This is a genomic window from Paenibacillus sp. 2TAB26 (assembly GCF_052115145.1).
Lineage (GTDB): Bacteria > Bacillota > Bacilli > Paenibacillales > Paenibacillaceae > Pristimantibacillus.
Genome location: NZ_JBFRGC010000011.1, coordinates 58,976 through 78,137, shown reverse-complemented (window position 1 = coordinate 78,137; position 19,162 = coordinate 58,976). Strand labels below are relative to the sequence as shown.

Annotated in this window: 14 protein-coding genes; all 14 read left to right on the top strand. The window is 46.2% G+C overall.

The features are described 5' to 3' along the window. The first annotated feature begins 45 nt into the window (after window positions 1-45). The 14 genes from AB4Z50_RS14400 to AB4Z50_RS14335 all read left to right on the top strand — a co-directional run bounded on the left by AB4Z50_RS14400 (window position 46) and on the right by AB4Z50_RS14335 (window position 19,160). Window positions 46-1,605: an extracellular solute-binding protein gene (locus AB4Z50_RS14400; protein WP_441879963.1), complete on the top strand. Its 1,560-nt coding sequence runs from the start codon at window positions 46-48 to the stop codon at window positions 1,603-1,605. 55 nt (window positions 1,606-1,660) lie between these two features. Continuing rightward, the gene (locus AB4Z50_RS14395) at window positions 1,661-3,493 is read left to right on the top strand and encodes a sensor histidine kinase (RefSeq protein WP_441879960.1); all 1,833 of its coding nucleotides are present in this window, start codon (window positions 1,661-1,663) and stop codon (window positions 3,491-3,493) included. Next, the gene (locus AB4Z50_RS14390) at window positions 3,493-4,299 is read left to right on the top strand and encodes a response regulator transcription factor (protein WP_441879957.1); all 807 of its coding nucleotides are present in this window, start codon (window positions 3,493-3,495) and stop codon (window positions 4,297-4,299) included. Before AB4Z50_RS14395 ends, AB4Z50_RS14390 begins: the two co-directional genes overlap by 1 nt. A gap of 253 nt (window positions 4,300-4,552) precedes the next feature. After that, entirely contained in the window at window positions 4,553-6,427 is a 1,875-nt protein-coding gene (locus tag AB4Z50_RS14385; protein ID WP_441879954.1) for a hypothetical protein, read from the top strand. A gap of 269 nt (window positions 6,428-6,696) precedes the next feature. Beyond that, window positions 6,697-7,611, top strand: coding sequence for a helix-turn-helix domain-containing protein (locus AB4Z50_RS14380; protein ID WP_441879951.1), 915 nt, complete (start codon window positions 6,697-6,699; stop codon window positions 7,609-7,611). Between the two features lie 250 nt (window positions 7,612-7,861). Next, on the top strand, window positions 7,862-8,722 hold the full coding sequence (locus AB4Z50_RS14375) for an ABC transporter permease (RefSeq protein WP_441879948.1): 861 nt from the start codon (window positions 7,862-7,864) through the stop codon (window positions 8,720-8,722). A gap of 25 nt (window positions 8,723-8,747) precedes the next feature. Then, on the top strand, window positions 8,748-9,617 hold the full coding sequence (locus AB4Z50_RS14370) for a carbohydrate ABC transporter permease (RefSeq protein ID WP_441879945.1): 870 nt from the start codon (window positions 8,748-8,750) through the stop codon (window positions 9,615-9,617). Between the two features lie 76 nt (window positions 9,618-9,693). Continuing rightward, on the top strand, window positions 9,694-11,256 hold the full coding sequence (locus tag AB4Z50_RS14365; protein WP_441879943.1) for an extracellular solute-binding protein: 1,563 nt from the start codon (window positions 9,694-9,696) through the stop codon (window positions 11,254-11,256). A 148-nt stretch (window positions 11,257-11,404) separates the two neighbouring features. Next, window positions 11,405-12,826 carry a family 43 glycosylhydrolase gene (locus AB4Z50_RS14360; protein WP_441879940.1) on the top strand — a complete coding sequence of 474 codons (1,422 nt, stop codon included), beginning with the start codon at window positions 11,405-11,407 and terminating at the stop codon, window positions 12,824-12,826. An 18-nt stretch (window positions 12,827-12,844) separates the two neighbouring features. Further along, complete coding sequence (locus tag AB4Z50_RS14355; RefSeq protein WP_441879937.1) at window positions 12,845-13,765, top strand: glycosyl hydrolase; 921 nt, start codon at window positions 12,845-12,847, stop codon at window positions 13,763-13,765. Window positions 13,766-13,781: 16 nt separating this feature from the next. Then, entirely contained in the window at window positions 13,782-14,729 is a 948-nt protein-coding gene (locus AB4Z50_RS14350) for a glycoside hydrolase family 43 protein (protein WP_441879934.1), read from the top strand. Between the two features lie 169 nt (window positions 14,730-14,898). Next, a complete protein-coding gene (locus tag AB4Z50_RS14345; protein ID WP_441879931.1) occupies window positions 14,899-16,662 on the top strand; it encodes a sensor histidine kinase in 1,764 nt (587 codons plus the stop codon). Beyond that, complete coding sequence (locus AB4Z50_RS14340) at window positions 16,655-17,503, top strand: response regulator transcription factor (protein WP_441879928.1); 849 nt, start codon at window positions 16,655-16,657, stop codon at window positions 17,501-17,503. The genes AB4Z50_RS14345 and AB4Z50_RS14340 overlap by 8 nt, the downstream gene beginning before the upstream one ends. 217 nt (window positions 17,504-17,720) lie before the next feature. After that, window positions 17,721-19,160 (top strand): glycosyl hydrolase family 28 protein, encoded by a 1,440-nt coding sequence (locus AB4Z50_RS14335; protein ID WP_441879925.1) that lies wholly within the window; start codon window positions 17,721-17,723, stop codon window positions 19,158-19,160. The last annotated feature ends 2 nt before the right edge of the window (window positions 19,161-19,162 follow it).

The following is a 19,162-nucleotide window of genomic DNA, read 5'->3' as shown; positions in this document are numbered from 1 at the left end:
TACGACCGCAAGGTCCTGATATAAATTTTATTAGGGGGTACATCCATGATTCAATTGGGCAAAAAGAAATGGGTCAAATTAACGTTTGCTGCACTTATGCTTCTTACTACCCTTTCGGCCTGTTCGGGCAAAGACGAAAGTCCGGAAAACAAGGGAGCTAACACGTCAAGCAATACAGAAGGGACGAGCACTGAGCCGGTAGAACTGAGCATATTCGTAAACCATCCTTGGTTTCCGGTACATGACTGGGCCGGCTCTGTCCCAGAATTAATCACAGAGAAGACCGGTGTCAAATTAAAGGTGACGATTGCGGCAGATGATAAGCAGCTACCGCTCATGATCGCATCCGGTGATTTGCCCGATCTTGTCTTTACGGCAACAAATTTGGATCGGTTGGCCGATCCGAAAGTCTCTTACGCCTGGAATGACTTGATTGAGCAGTACGCACCGGATTTCAAGGTTGACCAAGCTCGCATTGCAATCAACACGTCAACCGATGGGAAGTTTTATACGGTACGCAATAACTATGCTACGAAGGAAGAGTGGGATGCCTATCCGAACGCGATCATCAATTCAAGCGCGCTCGGTATTCGCAAAGATATTATGGAGGAGCTTGGCAATCCGACATTGAATAACTTCGAAGACTTAGAGAATTTGCTCGGAACAGTGAAAGCCAAATACCCGGATGTTATTCCGTTAATGCTCGATATCAACTGGGGACTCCGTTATTTCAAAATGCAAAATGGGGTGCCTTCGGCTTACACGGATCTGTATGAGCAAGACGGCAAAGTGCAGCAGTATTTGAGACATCCAGGCATGCTGGAAGTATACAAATATATTAACCGTCTATACCGAAACGGTTATATGACCGCTGAGAACTTCGCTTTCAAAGATACGGTCAGAGACGATGATTATGTCATGAAGGGCAAAGTGTTCGCGCTTGCGGACAATACAAATATTTTTGATACGTTCAACAGTCAAGCATCCGATCAAGGTAGCGGATACAGCTATACACAGCTTACGAAACCGCTTGGCAGCAATCCCAAAGAGTATTTTGCGAGCGTAGGCTGGTCTGGCGTTTACATTACGAAGAATAACAAGAATCCCGAGGCTGCGATTAAATTCATGCAATATATGTTCTCGGAAGAAGGACAAAAGCTTGGTTTCTGGGGCATCGAAGGGAAGCACTGGAAATGGAACACAGAGCTTCAATATCCGGAGCTGCTGTATAAGCAAGGAGACGCGGACTATATTAATAAAGAAGCGATTGGATTCTGGGGCTTGATGTCTAACAGCGCTGCACTAGATCAGGTCGTGCCGGGAACGGAGTCGGCAGAAGTCAAGAAGATGTCAAAGCAATACACCGAGTTTGTCCCAGCGCTTGGCATGCTCGTTCCCGAATCCGATTCGGAGATTGGAGTCATTCGCACGAAGTTGGATGAAATGATTAAGAACGAAGAGGTCAGGATTTACATGGCTGACTCTGAAGAAGAGGCGGTTAAGTACTATCATGACTTGATGGATAAAGCGGAGCAAATCGGACTTAGTCAGTATGAGGCTTGGGCGAACGAAAAGTACAATAGTGTGAAGGATACATTCAAGTAGGGATACGCAGCATTATAGGTGGAGTCAGCGCATTTCACTGGCTTCCCTTCTTTTTGTGTTACGATACAACAAAAAAGAAGAAGTTGATAATATGTTCGAATGGTTCGCGATGAAAGTACTCAGGCTTCTCCCGAAGACAAAAATCGTCAGAAAGCTGTTCTTGGGCTATGTACTCATTATTCTATTTCCTATTCTCATTTTCGCTTATTTGTTATATCACCAGGCACACATCCGATTTCTGGAAGAATATATGCGCAACCGGCAGGATTTAATTGAACAGGTAAACAGTAATCTGAAGGTGGATCTAACGCAGGTCGAATCTGTCTATCAACTTTTTCAAAACGATCAGTATGCTTTGGAATATTTGAGCGGCGCTTATGAGACGGCAGCTGAGCACGTATACAGCCTTGTTAAATACATCCGGCCGAGATTCTCTTATGTATACACCGGCAATCCAAAGATTGTGGCTATCCGGTTGTACAGCACCAATTCGGACGTGTACGCATTAGGGCCAGAATTCGGGGACATCGATGAGCTTGTCTATAACGATCCTTTGTATGAGAAGGTCAAGCACCTTACGCCGGGAAAAGGAATATGGCTTTATGATCAACCCGAACAGAAAGCAATGCCTGTATGGCGCTATTACCAAAACATCTACACTGAGTCATTCTCGAAGCTGATCGGAATCATGGAAGTTAAAATTACGGATGAAGTCATTAGCGGAATGATCGACAAGGTGAAGACGAAGCCGGATGATTCGATTATTGTCTTATCCCGGGATAACCAGTTGTTATTCACGGATATTGAAGAGACGGGCAGACTCAACGCGCTAAAGAGAGCAGCGGCGGATGCCATGACAGATGGAGTATCCAAATATGCTTATCTCCGTGACGTCAATTTGTTAGGGAACAGCATTAATGTCGAGCCCTTGGCGATAAAGATCATTTCGTTCACGAGCGGAAGAGAAGTCAATATTCAACGCGAGCTGCAGTGGTTTGCATGGGGAGGTGTCTTGTGTCTGCTCGTGCTTTCTATTATTTACTATTGGATTGCGACATTGCTTACGCGCAGAATTCTAAAGTTGGCCAAACATATGCGAAATGTGGACTCCGACAATCTCTCCAAATATGAAGACACAAGCCACGACCGCGACGAGATATCTTTCCTAGCTGTCTCTTATAACGCGATGCTTCAACGGATCGATGATCTAGTCAATACGGTTCATCGTGCAGAGCTCATGCGGAAGGAAGCCGATTACAAAGTGCTGCAGGCGCAGATCAAACCTCATTTCTTATACAACACGTTGGAGTCGATCCGAATGCTAGCCGAAGTGAAAGAGGCACCCGAGGTGGCGGATTTCACCCATACGTTTGGCAAGCTGATCCGATACAGTTTATCGAATGACCAATTCGAGACGACGCTTAGGGATGAGCTTGAGCATGTAAGAAATTTTCTAACTATTCATAAAAACCGCGTCGGCGAACGATTGCAATTTGAGATTGACGTGGCCGCACCGATTACCAGCTTCGTCTGTCCACGCTTTATCCTGCAGCCTTTGGTGGAGAACAGCATTATTCATGGCTTGAGCAAGCTGAGGAGACAGTGGTTACTTCAGATCCGGGTGTTGGAGACGGCGGGATACATGGAGGTTCATATCACTGATAACGGACTTGGAATCGAAGAGGACCGCCTCTTGGTGATTCAGGAGATGTTGGAAGGGAAGCGGGAACTTAACCGATTCCAGACGACTTTGGGCGGACTTGGGGTGTACAATGTCCATGAGCGAATCAAACAATTCTACGGCCATGATTCCGGTCTGACAATTACGAGTCGAAGTTTGGAAGGTACGACATGTGTTATTCGAATGTATAAAGGCGGTGGGCAGTGATGTTGAATTTATTAGTGGTCGATGACGAGCCGCTTATCCTTGCAGGGCTTAGCGCGATTATTCGGAATGCCAACACTCCCTTCCAACGGATTGAAACTGCGAATGATGCAATTGAGGCATTGGAGAAGCTCCAATCGTTCCAACCTCACTTGATTATTACCGACATTCATATGCCTGAGATGAGCGGTCTTGAGTTCATTAAGCTAGTGAAGGAAAGCAATCTCTGCCACCAGTTCGTCATCTTGACGGGATATGATGACTTTTCATACGCTCGGCAGGCATTGCGTTATCAAGTACTCGATTATTTGTTGAAGCCCGTAGATAAGGAAGAGCTTCTCGTCATTCTAGAGGATGCCGCGCGGACCATAGAGATGGAAACTGAACCGCTGACCGCCAAGGCAAAGACAGATGAAGTCACACAGGTATTCACCGGCTTGCTTAATAGCTGCACTTATACGGAACAAATGAATAAGACATTGGAATATATTCATAGGCATTACGCCCAAGACCTATCCTTGGAGCAGGTCGCCAAACACATTGGTTTGAGCCCAAGCTATGTAAGCGCCATGTTCAAAAAGGAATCGGGTATGAATTTCATCCCGTATCTCCATACTTGCCGAGTGGTCAAGGCGCAGCAACTGATGAACGAGCAGCCAAAGCTGCCCGTGGACAAAGTGGCCTTACAGGTGGGATACGAAAATCCAAGGCATTTCTTTAAAGTATTCAAGAAATATTCCGGACTTACGCCAGGCCAGTACCGAGATTGCGAATCTGATTTATGGGAGAACGGCAAACCAAAGGAGTGATTTTCACGCTGGATTTTGCAGCGTGTAGTACGGACAACTTGTTCACGGCTGAGAACAAGTTACAAGCAAGCGACCACACGTACAAGCTACCAATGGACGAAAAGACGAAAAGACGATTTTGCAAATTTTGCAAAAGCAGATGGGCGTTAGCGGACGAAAGCAGGTCATGTGAACCGAATCTTTACCAACCGTTACATGATGAGAGGAGTCCGTTAAACGAATAAAGCGAATTTGGCAGAAAGGAAGGATATAAATGGGAATCGTTAATTGGGAGCATCGTCAAATGAATGGCGAATATACTCTTTTGCTTGATGAAAAGGAAATCGGCCGCGTGTTACCGTTCGAGGATGATCGTTTCGAAGTAAACGATACATTCGAATCAGTGCGGGACGGGGTAGTCAAATGGACGAGGACGTTTGTTTATCTCGGTCCTGTATCGGAGTCTGGCAAGATTACAATGGACTTTGCAACCTCATACGAACCTCAGTACTATATGATTCCTTCCGTTACCTATAACGGAAACGGGTGGGGCAGCGGTTTGGAGCCCAAAGGCTTGCAACGAGATGGTCAGCCTTGGGTATTCGCATGGCACCGAACTGCGGTCGCAGGAGCAACTTACTCCGAGGGCGAAGGTATTGCCGTGTCTATGTTCAGCGAGCCTCCAACTGAGATGCAGAATTATTCATGCTCGCTTGCGGCCGAACCCGGCTGTATTATTCATCGATTGATTTGGCCCGAAGAAGAAACGCCAGAGGTATACATTAGTCGCGACAAGTATTGCGATGCGTTTGAAGCGGGACGGATATTCACACCTGGCGAGAGCTTCGAGACTTGTGCTTATTTGACGATAGAAGCATATACCCAGCCGCGCGTATCGTGGCGCAAGATGCTAGATGAAGCATGGCACATTCAAAAACAGTTGGTGCAACCTCGTTTTAATGCTGAAAGCGTGTGGAATCTGGGCATGGCTTATGCGAAGGAAGGTTTGTGGGCTGAAGACGGAGATTTCCGTGGTTTCGCAATCGGCAGGAAATGGGATGGCGAGGAATGGGCGCAGGCCCGTCATTACGAAATCGGATGGTGCGGCCAAAATGCCTCTTTGGCCAATTCCATGCTAGCCGATTACTTGCGATTCGGTAACGAGGACTCGCTTCAACGCGGTTTGGCGGTGCTGGACGGATGGGTGAAAGGCGGCAGACTCTCGAACGGCCTCATACATTGTCACTTCGATTATGTATTGTTCAAGAAAGACCAACCGGAGGTGCAGGATGCCTGCAACCTCGGGACTGCGGCCATGAATTTGTTCGAAGCCGAGGAGCTGGCTCTCCTCTGCGGTTTCGAACGCCCGATTTACCGCGAAACGGCACTAGGCATTTGCGATTTTGCCTTGTCGGCTCAGTCGGGAGACGGAAAAATAGGTAAATCTTGGACAAATGATGGCGAACCACATGATCCGGAGGGTACGGTGGGCTGTTTCCTTGTAACGCCATTCGTCAAGGCTTACGAAATAACGGGAGAAAAGGCTTATTTGCGCGGTGCCGAGCTTGGATACCACTATTATATCAGAGAGCTGCTCGACAACGGGTATACAACGGCAGGTGCGCTCGATACGTATTGCGTGGACAAGGAATCAGCGATTCCTTTATTGAAGGCAGGTATCGCGCTGTTTCGTATCACTGACAATCGGACGTATCTTGAATGGGCTGAGCTTGCAGCCTGGTACTTGGCAACTTGGCAGTGGCACCATTCAGTTGAGTATGAAGATGGAAGCGCCTTGGGAGAAATTGGTTACGATACGTTCGGAGGAACGTCCGTCTCAACGCAGCATCACCACATTGATCCATTCGCGCTTGCGTTCATTGAGGATTGGGTGGAGCTGGCGTCGCTTACAGGCAACGAAGCATGGCGCGAAAGAGCTCGTGCAGCATGGGCGAATGCAACATTCGGCATCTCAGATGGCAGTCTGACGGTCATGGGAAAAACGCGTCCAAAAGGCAGCCAGGATGAAGGATTTTTCCATACCCGCTGGGGAGATCCATTCAACGTGTCACAATGGCTGGTCGCATGGCCGACCGCCTTCCGGCTTGAAGTGCTGCGCCGCGTGAATGAAGAAGATCTTGGAATATAGCTTGTATGAATCCCCCCAAGCCCCATTAAGGGGTTTGAGGGGATTCGTTTTCTGCGGTAGTTTCTTCTCGTATGGATAAATCTTAAACCTATATGGACAAATAATAGCGTTGTTAACTATTCCCGCAAGAGAAGACGCTGAATCGTCCATGTTTCCCTAACTGTGTTGAATACTCATGCACGCCTATTTTAACTATGATGGTATTAGTAAAGCGCTTTCTTTTATAGAAGGATGAGGCATCCTTATTAGTACTAATGAGGAGGTTGGTTATGAAACGAATGTTCGAGCCTGTCGCGTTTCGAAATACGAAGCTTTTTTGGGATTACAGGTTGAAGAACACCGAGAATTATCAAGGCTATCATCATTGGCATCAATGCTGCGAGATGTTGTATGTTCACGAAGGTGCCGGTCGTGTTGTGCTGGATGGTGAAACGTATCCGATACGCAAGGGAATGCTTTTCTTCTTCCGTCCATATCAGTTGCATCATGTTTTTGCGAACGTGAGTAAGGAACAGCCATACTCGCGCACCATTTTTTTCTTTGATCCGCATCTTATGGAGGAGCAACTCCAACCATTTGCGAAGCGGCATGCCTTATTTAAGGCGTTATGGCGAGGACAGAACAAAGTGAAAGCTTTCGATCTCTCCTCGTACAGCGAGAGCATAGAGCGCAACTATGAAAATTATCAATCAGTAAGAAGCCAAGGAATGGGGGAGGATGTTGAAGAAGTAGCCATGCTGATCCTCCGTAATTTGGATTGTATGCTCCACAGTAAGACAGCTCCGTCAGAGCAAATTCAGCTGGCTGAGGAGCGCAAATCGATAGGATATGCGCAGCAAGCTATGAAATGGATTGATGAACATTATCAGGATAGCTTCTATTTGGATGACTTAGCGGCTGCCATGCATTTATCCAAGTTCTATTTATCTAAGCTGTTCCACGGAGAGACCGGAAGCACTTTGAAGGCTTATATTACTGCCATTCGAATCAGGCATGCTTGCAGACTGCTCGAGACTACGACAAAATCGGTCGAAATATTAGGCAGCGAGGTTGGCATTCCCAATACTTCTTACTTTGTTCGGGTATTTAAGCAAGAAGTCGGAACGACCCCATTGAAGTACCGTACTGGATCTGTTTTTAATACCAATAAACCAACATTTTATAACATGGATTTGTCATTATAGCATTTGGAATAAAGGTACAATTGCTTTGTAAATGAAACAAGGTTCTTAGGAATATGGATATGGCTACGATATAAACAATTGAAAGCGGTAGCAAATAATAATAGTCGTAATAACGTCAATATGATTTTGAAAGGATTGTTGGAATTTGAATAGGGCAAATGTGGAGCGTTCTGTTAAGGTACCCGGTCATAAAAGACCGAGATGGACCAATACCTGGAGAGAATACAAAAAAAATAAATACATGTTCTTCATGCTTTTTCCAATATTGGTTTGGTACGCAATTTTTTGCTATGGACCACTATACGGTATCCAGTTAGCTTTTAAAGATTTTAGTCCGATTCGCGGAATATGGGGAAGCGAATGGGTCGGATTGGAATATTTCAAATTTTTGTTCTTTCAATCCCCGGATTTTCTAAGAATATTGAAGAACACGGTGATCATTAGCTGTTATAACATCGTATTCGGATTCCCAGCCCCGATTGTGCTGGCCCTATTGCTGAATGAAGTACGATACGGATTGTTCAAAAGAATCGCCCAGTCCATATCCTACATTCCGCATTTCTTCTCATGGGTGGTTCTTTCCGGCATCATTATTATGATGCTCTCGCCAAGTCAGGGACCAATCAATTATCTTCTGTCGCTCGTACACATCGAACCGATCTACTTTCTGGCCGACTCCAATTATTTTCGCCCGACTTTAGTAATAACAAATATATGGAAAGAAGTGGGTTGGGGCACGATCGTTTATTTGGCGGCATTAACGGGTGTCGATCCTACATTGTTCGAAGCAGCCAAGATAGATGGAGCCAATCGTTTCAAACAAGTATGGCATATTTCAATCCCGTCTATATTACCGGTTGTGACCATTATGTTCATATTATCGCTAGGCGGCATTCTTAATGCTGGCTTCGACCAAATATTCAACCTGTATTCGCCTTCTGTTTACAATGTTTCAGATATCATTGACACGTATGTGTACCGAGCAGGTATCGTTAACGGTCAATTCGGCTTAACGACAGCGGTCGGGCTATTCAAGAACATTATTGGCATCACGCTGGTGCTCGGCACAAATTATGTAGTGAAAAAAATGGGACAAGAAGGGGTTCTGTAAGAGCCGTCAGGAGGGAACGCGCATCATGAAAACGTCAGTTGGCGAAAATGTATTCCAGTTTATACTTATTGTCTTTATATCCGGTCTTTGCGTGGCCATGTTCTATCCGTTTATTCACATCGCGTCCGTATCGTTAAGTGGACCGGCGGAATCGACTCGCATGGGATTCCATCTCTTCCCGAAAGACATTGACTTGTTCAGTTGGAAACAGGTTGTGAGTCAAAAGAAAATTTGGTGGGGCTTTGGCAATTCGGCGTTTCGGACGGTGGTTGGCACCTTGTTGACGCTTGTCGCCATGTCCATGATCGCCTATCCGTTATCGCGCAAAACTTTGCCTCACCGTTCTTTCTATACGATGATTATTTTGTTCACCATGTTTTTCAGCGGAGGCCTCATTCCCAGTTATTTGCTTATCAAAGAGCTGCATTTGATGGATAGTAGATGGGTTTACATTGTTCCTATGTTAGTACCGACTTTCTCCATGCTTGTCTTGCGCAATTTCTTCATGTCGATCCCGCAAGAAGTCGAGGAATCGGCCAAGATCGATGGGGCGAATGACATACGCGTGTTGCTATCGATTGTGTTGCCGTTGTCGAAGCCCGTATTGGCAACACTGGCGTTATGGACGGCAGTCGGGCATTGGAATGCTTGGTTCGATGCGGTACTGTATATTTCCGATCAATCCAAACAAGTGTTGCAATTTTTCTTAAGGGAAATTGTTGTCCTTAATACGGACAAGGAAACGTTCGGTAGCACGGTTGTCGGGAATTTCAAGTATGAAACTTCGATTAAAGCCGCCACCGTTATGTTCGCCGTATTGCCGATCCTTGTCGTGTACCCGTTCCTGCAAAAGTATTTCGTTAAAGGAACAATGATCGGCTCGCTTAAAGGTTAGAGTGATTTAACCGGGGAAGGTTAAGCCATTCCCTGTTTAAATAAATTTGATTGGCATATAAAAGGGAGGAAAAGAAATGAAAGACAGAAAGAGACTTATTGTTGCGGCCATGTTGTCTATGTCTTTACTTGCAACGGCTTGTTCGGCCGGTTCGAACGGGGTAAACAGTGAAACGAACGCGCCTTCGCAGACGAATGTACAGGAACAAGAAGCACCGATCGAGCTCACGATTAACCCAAGCACATGGTTTATTCCGACAAATGACGGCAACGAGGTTCAGAAGTACATCGAGGAAAAGTACAACGTAAAAATCGTGAACATGAGGGCGACAGACGAGAACTTTAAGGTCAAAGTGTCAGCCGGAGAAATTCCGGACATTTTCCCTCAAAATATTAGCGAAGGCGATATGGTCAATTATGCAAGGCAAGGCGTAATCGCAAGCATTTCGGTAGACGAAATCAAACAATATATGCCGTCTTATGTGGCTGACGTAGAAGCTGTGGATCCGAATGCGTGGGATATCGGCTTATACGACGGGAAGAACTGGGGCGTTCCGAGGGTATGGTTGAACGGTTCTTACGGATTCATTCCGGCTTACAACGGCGCGTGGCTAAAAGCAATTGGTTACAATGAACCGCCGAAAACGCTTGAAGAATACGAGGATGTCGTGTACAAATTCCGTAATAACGATCCGGATGGCAACGGTCAAAAGGATACGTACGCCTTTACGACCCGCGGGACAGGCAATCAGCAATTCAATGAGATTTATGCGGCACATGGCGTAAATCCTTATCAATTTATGTTAGCTGCTGACGGAACGGTTACTTGGGGTGGACTTTCGGATCAGGCTAAGGAAGCGTTAAAGCTTTTGCAGAAGTGGTATAAAGACGGCGTTCTCGATCCGGAATTTCTAACGGACAATAACGATACGATTACGCAGAAGTGGAACAACAAAAAAATCGGCATTCTCGACTATATGATGTATCACCATTTATTCAATCAAAAAGAGGCCAATGCGGCAAACGGTATCGAAGCCGTTTATGGCAAAGGTTTAGTCGGTCCTGCAGGTAAATCGCTGGCGATGTCGAACGGTGCCTTGCAAGTGCCTCTTCTGTTCGGAGCGCAGGTTGAAAAGGACGAGAAGAAGAGAATTAAAATTTTGCAAATCCTTGAAGATTTGGTGAGTAGCGACGATGCTTATCTGAAGACAGTGTTTGGCACCGAAGGTGTTTCATATGAGCTTAAGGACGGCGCCGCGGAAGCATTAGAACCTTATAAGAGCGATACGAACAAAATGCTCGAATTGGGCTACGGCGGTTACTATAATCCGCTCGGCGAGCGCAGCTTGAAGATGTGGAAATACCACTTCTCGGCTGAAAAACTGGCATTCAGAGATACGTTGAACGAAGGCAATGAATTGATTACGGACATCCTTGGACCAACGCCGCTGGAAGCTAAGTCCAAATATTCGGCAACGTTGAATCCGCTTCAAGATGAGTATTATGTAAAAGCCATTATCGGTACAGATGATATTGATAAAACGTTCGAAGAGTTTAAAGAGAATTGGCTGAGATCCGGCGGTAAAGATCTGCTGGAAGAAGCGACTAAAGTGTACCAGGAGCGTCAAGCCGCCAAATAATTGACGGATAATACAGCAAGCCTGAGTTAGGCAGAGCGGACTTCGAGGACGATTGTCAGCCTTAGGGATGACCATTTGTCCGAGCAGTCCCTTCTGTCGTTGAGATGCAATGATATCAATAAATTTATTAAGTTAAAGGAGTATTTAAGTGAACCACACAAACGATACATTTCCCGTTGCAATATTGCCCGGCGACTATCCGGATCCGTCCGTGGTCCGAGTAGGGGAAGACTACTACATGACCCATTCTTCATTCGATAACATGCCGGGGCTTCTCGTATTGCATTCCCGGAATTTAACGGAATGGGAACCTATCGGACATGCTGTCCATCAACGCGTCGGCTGTATTATGGCTCCTGAATTAATCTGGTATGAAGGCTTGTTCTACATCTACTTTCCGGCTGATCGCACGAATTGGGTCGTAACGGCCGAATCGCCAGCGGGACCGTGGTCGGAGCCAATTAACCTGAGTGTCGGTTTGATCGATCCGGGACATGCCGCAGATTCGGAAGGAAACCGTTATCTCTTCCTTTCTGAAGGTTGCAGAATTCGCTTGGCGTCTGACGGCTTGTCGACGATCGGCGAGCTCGAGAAGGTCTATGAAGGCTGGCGTTATCCTACTGAATGGCGGACGGAAGGCTTTTATCTGGAGTCGCCCAAGATTACGTATCGAAATGGCTATTACTACATGACAAGCGCGCAAGGTGGAACCGCAGGACCTGCAACCAGCCATATGATCGTATCGGCCAGATCGGAATCGCTCAACGGACCTTGGGAGAACTCGCCCTACAATCCAATCGTTAGAACCGAAAGCCGCGCAGAGCGTTGGTGGTCCAAAGGTCATGGCACGTTAGTGGATACGCCTGACGGATCTTGGTACGTCATCTATCATGCCTATGAAAAAGACTTTTTGACGCTTGGAAGATATACGCTTATGGAGCCTATTCAATGGGAAGACAATGGCTGGTTCCGAGCTTCGAATGAACCTAAGGCGAGCAATCTGCCATTATCCGGCGGCATTGCTTTATCCGACAATTTCGAGCAAGAGCGCCTTGCGCCGCAATGGCATTTCTTTGGACGTTCTAGCTTGACCGGTTACGATGTTGGCGGCGGGAACCTTGTGTTGCAAGCCCTTCCGGCTGAATCGATCGAGCCTTTGCTATGCATTCCCTATCATCACGCCTATGAAGCAGTTGTATCGGTGCAACTCGAAAAGGCGACGGAAGGCCGCTTAAGCTTGTTTTACAAGCCCGGCTTCCAATGCGGCATTGGCTTCAACGGCAGTCATGTTTTTTCGTTCCGCGATCAATACCGTTCCGAATATACCAAGGTTGACGGCGGCCTTATCCAGTTGCGCATCGTGAACGATTGCCATGACGTGGATCTGTATTACAGCACGGCAGTTTCGAGTTGGATCAAGCTGGATCACGGTTTCGAAATGTCTGGGTTCCATAACAATGTGTTAGGCAAATTTTTAAGTTTAAGGATTGCTTTGGATGCCGTTGGCGTCGGAAAGGCTTCGTTCAGTCATTTTATTTACAACGCTTTGGAGAAGAGCGAACGACTATAAGGAGGAACACGAGCAGACATGGACAACGTGACGAGGGCTCCCTTATTCAGGGATCCCATATATGACGGTGCGGCTGATCCTGTCCTTATATGGAACAGAGAAGCCAAGGAATGGTGGATGTTATATACGAATCGCAGGGCGACAGCCGAGGATCGCAATGTCGCCTGGGTGCACGGAACGGATATCGGGGTAGCTTCATCCATCGACGGCAAGGAGTGGGTATACAGAGGCACGATAGAGGGACTTGACACGGAATGGGGCAGAAATACATTTTGGGCGCCGGAAATATATTGGCACGAGGGCACTTATCATATGTATGTCTCTTATATACAAGGAGTACCCGAACGTTGGGGGCATCAAGCGGACATGCTCCATTACACGAGTCCGGACTTGATTGCATGGACGTTCCGATCCAAATTGAATATTAGCGACTCGAAGATTATCGATGCATGTATTTACCAGATGCCAGGCGGAAAGTTCAGAATGTGGTTTAAGGAAAACAATCATACGTATGCCGCCGAAAGCAGTGATTTGTACGACTGGACACGCGTCGGCCTCGTTATTGAGGGGCGTTTCCACGAAGGGCCGAATGTATTCCGTTTCAAAAACTATTATTGGTTAATCGTGGACGAGTGGAGGGGACAAGGCGTATATCGCTCCGAGGATCTTGTTCATTGGGAACGCAACGGGCTCATTCTGGACCAACCGGGTACGCGGGAAGACGACGGCACGATTGGCCTTCATGCGGATGTTGTCGTTCAGGGCGAACAAGCGTACATCTTTTATTTTACGCATCCCGAAAGGACGAACGGCAACGAGGAGTCAAGTAGTTATGGCAAAAGGCGCTCATCGATACAGGCAGCCGAATTGGAAGTCGTGGATGGCGTCCTTGTTTGTGATCGCAACAAGCCGTTTGATCTGAAGCTATTACCGGAATAAGAGGGGGATACTAACTTTGCAGGCGTATTTATTTGTGCATTTTAAAGAAAAGAGAACACCGGATGGCGAGCAGGTTTATTTTGGTGTCAGCAAGGACGGCTTTAACTGGGAGAAAGTAAATGATGGGAATCCCGTGTTATGGAGTTATTACGGAGACAAGGGAGTCAGAGATTTCACGATAACGAGAACAAAGGAAGGTAAGTTCGTTATTCTGGCAACGGATTTAAGTTTGTCATATGGGATGCTGAATCAATATAACCATTCTTGGTCCGAAGCCGCCCGAAACGGGAGCAAATGTCTGTCTCTATGGGAGTCCGACGATTTGATTCATTGGTCGGAGCAAAGGCTGATCAAGCTCGGCAATGAAGATTTCGGATGTTTGTGGGCACCGGATATTATATATGATAATAAGAGTGATGATTACGTTATTCATTGGTCTTCAGCCCATAGCAGCAATAATTATGGATTCAAAGGCATTTATTATTCCCGGACCAAAGATTTTAAATCATTCACACAAGCGCAATTATTGTATCAAAAAGAAGACAGCGGTATCATCGACTCCGCGATGTACGAGGAAGACGGAAGCTATTATATGTTTTTAAAGAGCGAACAAAATCCCGGCAAAATTATTTTAATGGCGTCGGACGATTTAACGGGTCCTTTCAAGAGAGTAGATGCGTTTGACAAGAGTATGGAGAATGTCGAAGCCGGACTATACGAGGCTCCAACGGCGGTTAAATTGGAAGACGGAAGATGGTGCTTGTTCCTGGACTTCTATGGCGCCTCGGCTGAGGGACAAGGATATGTACCGTTTATCGCGGACAATCTGGCAAGCGGGCAATTCGTTCGGTCAGATCAAACCTTTAAATTCCCGTATGGCTTCAAGCACGGTACCATTCTGATCATTACGATGGAGGAATACGAAAGACTGAAGTGTTTCCAAAAGAAGCCTTCGGAGTATTAGACATGATTAATAGAACAGGGATGGACAGCGACGCTGCCTATTCCTGTTTTTTGTCGGTAAGCTCCTGTACAACGACATAAACTTTTACTTTTGCAATTATTGATCCATAATGCCATCATGGAGGGTATGACTGATAAGGAGTTGTGGTGAGATGTTCAGCATGCAGTTCGTGAGAAGCAGGAAAGCTTTGAAGAGCTTCCCGATCGGGTTTCAACTTTCCGTTCTAGTAGCCATTATAATCGTTATTGTCTTGGTCATCGTATATACCAATTATTTGAAAGCGGCTGAAGTCGTCGAGAAGAAAAACAGCGAATACCATAAGGAAATGATTGCTCAAATTAATCGGACCATAGCTGCCAACAGCGACGCAGTCAAGCGGATCCTTCTAAGCATTGCCTACAATCCTAAGATCGTGCAGCCGTATTTGAATGAGAAGGATCCCGTCAAAAAGTATACGCAATATACGCAATTGATGAGCTATATGGCAGACATGAGGAATATGAAAGACGGCATACTGGATATTGCTTTGATCGGCGTCGACGGCACGACGTTTAATTTGAACGGAGACGTCAATAATTTGAAGCCGTTTATGGATGAAATACCAATAAATCAATTTTTTAACTTTACCGGCGTGCAAAAGATGCGAATTAATAACATCACCAGGGATGTTTTTATTGTGGGAAGCCCCATCTATTCGACGATTGATTTCGGGAACGATAAGAAATTCGGCGTTATTATGATTGTTCTGGATGCTAAGGTAATATTGGGATCGCCGCCCAGCATGGATAAGATGGGAGGGAGCAAGCTTTACGCGCTCGACCGCAACGGAAATGTGTTTTATTCCAATGTGAATGGCGTAAAGACCGGCACGCCTTATACACAGATCAGTTCCGTTAATTCGGATTCTAGTTTTTATATGCAGAGGGGGGAGATTCCCGATATTGGGGGAGAGCTCGTGTTCAATCTGCCGAAAAGTGAATTGCTGCGTGGACTGGAAGATATCCGCAAGCAATCGTTGCTGATTCTGTTCATATCCTTGCTGGTGCTGTCTCTCCCATTCTTGCTTGTCGTTAATAATATACTGATGCCTCTGAAAAAACTGATGCGATTCATGAATGACTTCAAGCTTGGACATCTTCGCAACTTGAACAATCGCATCAGCCTGCAGGGGTATGCCGAAATCAGCAGCATGGCAAGCGATTTCAATCGTATGCTGGATGAGATTGATATGTTGACCAGGCAGCTGGTTGACAGCAATACGAAGCTTTATCGAGCCGAACTTGTAAAGAAGCAGTCCGAATTGGCATTTTTGCAGAGCCAGATCAATCCGCATTTTCTATATAATACGTTGGAATCGATCAAAGGCATGGCAGTTGAAGAAGGCTCGGATAAAATCTTTCATATGGCGAAGGCTCTCGCTTTCGTTTTTCGATACAGCATCAAAGGCACAGATTTCGTAACGCTTCAGGAAGAGTTAACATTGGTTAAAAGCCATATACACATTCAGCAAATCCGCTTTGTCAACCGACTTAATGTCCAATATCGCATTCCAGAGGACTTGTTATCCTGCAAAGTTCCCAAGATGATCCTGCAGCCGCTGGTTGAGAACGCTATCTTTCACGGCATTGAACCGCGGACCGGTAAAGGAGGACTTCTTGAGATTATTGTCGAGCAATTCGAGGAGATGCTTATCCTTTCCGTTGCCGACAATGGTGCGGGCATTGATCAGGAACAGCTTCGGATACTGAAGTACAAATTGTCGGTTATTCTGGATATGACGGATAATCAGCGGACGAATATCGGTCTGGTCAACGTCAATAATCGAATCAAATTGAACTTTGGCGAAGCGTACGGTATAACGATTTCAAGCAAACGCGACGCCGGAACGACGGTAATCATAAGCCTACCGCTTGGGAGAGATGATGATGTATAAAGTGTTTCTGGTTGACGACGAGGAACTTGTTATTAAAAGCTTGATCGCAAGCGTCGATTGGGAGGCATACGGTTTCCAAGTATCCGGTTTCGCATTAACCGGGTTGGAAGCATTCGATGCGATCCAGGCAATCGAACCTCACCTTGTTTTTACCGATATTCGAATGCCAGGGATTAGCGGATTGGAGCTTATCAAGCAGTTACAGGATGTTTCTTCTAGAGCGCTGGTCATCGTGCTCAGCGGATATGCAGAGTTTGCGCTCGCCCAAAAAGCAATCAACTACGGCGCTTTCGGTTATTGCTTGAAGCCGTTCGACGAATTCGAAATATCCGGATTTCTCAAAAAAGCCTCAAAGATCATTAAGGATAATGAAAAATACAAAGATGCGGATATCCTGGAGTATCTGGAAGCGGGAGCTCTGGAACATACGGAGCGGCTGAAGAAAATGCTGCTAGCCGCTGGGATCATCCAAGAGAGTCAAGAGGCTGTTCGGAACATTGGGGGAACGCAGCAAGTAAGGAACAGATCATTTAAAGGCATATTGGAATATGTTGACGAGCATTATCGTGAAGAGCTTACGATTTCATTCTTATCGGAGCATTTTAATGTCAATGCCAATTACATCAGTCAATTGTTTAAGAAGGAAACGAATACAACCTTTACGCAATATGTAACAGCGCTGAGAATGGAATACGCATGCCGCCTATTGTCAGAAACGGATCTGCCGATCAATGAGGTTGCGGAGCAGTCGGGATATAGCGACTATTTTTATTTTAGCCGGATTTTCAAGCGCGCGAAGGGAACGACCCCAAGCAGCTATCGGACATCAACCTATATTTGATCTTCGAATCCCGTTATCGACGGGATTTTTTTTCTTTCGTTTCTATCGATATAGATTAGAAGAACATGGACGATCGTTAGTGCCATTCGACAAATCGCGTATCAAACTGTAAATTGTCCATATTTCCCTAACTGGGCTAAATACTCTATCGGAAACAATTTATATATGATAATTGTAAAGCGCTTTCAACAAAAAGAATGGACGAGGTGTATAGCGAGTGAACAGCGTGGTAACTTATGATGCCCCGAGGGGGGCGGTTTTACTCGATTATTTTAAAGTAAAGGTGCGGGTTTCCGGCGGGGATTGGCAGCATGTGCCTGTCTATAAGGTGAAGGTTGATATGCACGATGTGCGGGAAGCCTCCATGGCCAGTTTCGATATGGAAGGGACTGTAGAAACGGAAATTACATTTCGGCGTGGGAAACTGAAGGAGACGGTTATTCGACCTCTGTCCTATTCTTTCGGTTATGAAGTCGAAGAGGACACGATTCGATTGACGCTGGATGGACCGAGGAAGCTTGTTATCGAATGCAATGGCGAACGATTCAGCAATTTGCATTTATTTGCGAACCCCGTTGAGGAGGATGCGCCAAATCCTGACGATCCGAATGTACTCGCGATTCAGCCAGGGATTCATCGCTTGCCGGATATATTGCGGCAGTTCAATGACCGTAACAACGAACGTGAAGCTCCAGATATATTGTATTTCGCTCCGGGCATGCACTATATCGAAGAGACGGTGCTTCCCGTTTCGTCAGGCAAGACGGTCTATCTCGCAGGCGGGGCTATCCTAGTCGGCTCGATCTTATGCGAGCATGTGCGAGACGTTACCATACGGGGAAGGGGGATTGTTTACCTTGCCGATTTCCATCGATTTTCGGCATTCCGGGGCGTTCGGATTATTTTTTCAGAGAATATTGCAATCGAAGGGATTACAGTCATCGACCCTCCTCATTACAGCGTATTTATCGGTAAGTCGCGCGGGATATCGATCCGGAACTTCAAGTCGTTCAGTACGAGAGGCTGGTCGGATGGAATCGATATCATGTCAAGCGAACAGATTAACATCGATGATATATTCATGCGGAATTCGGACGATTGCATAGCAGTCTACGGCTCGCGTTGGGATTTCTACGGTGATACAAGAGAGGTATCGGTGCGAAATTCCATTCTTTGGGCGGATGTTGCGCATCCGATCATGATTGGCACGCATGGTGATCATGGCCGCAACGGCGATATCATCGAAGGACTTCGATTCGAAAATATAGATATTCTTGAGCACCACGAGCTTCAACCTAATTATTGGGGAGCTATGGCGATTAATGCGGGAGACGGGAATACGATCCGGAACGTCGTATTCGAGAACATTCGCGTCGAAGCGATCGAGCAGGGGCAATTGTTCGATATCCGCGTCGTTCAGAATGAAGATTATAATCCCTTGCCAGGCAATCGAATCGAAAATGTCGTATTTCGGGACATTCATTACGCAGGCAGAACGCCTCACCCTTCCCGTATTCACGGCTTTGATGATGAACGCGTCGTAGATGGCATCCTATTCGATAACTTGCGGATCGGGAATGAACGCGTGGAAGGAAACGGTCATCGGAATCTTGTTATGAACGATTATGTACGCAACATCGTTTTCGTCAAGGAATAAGA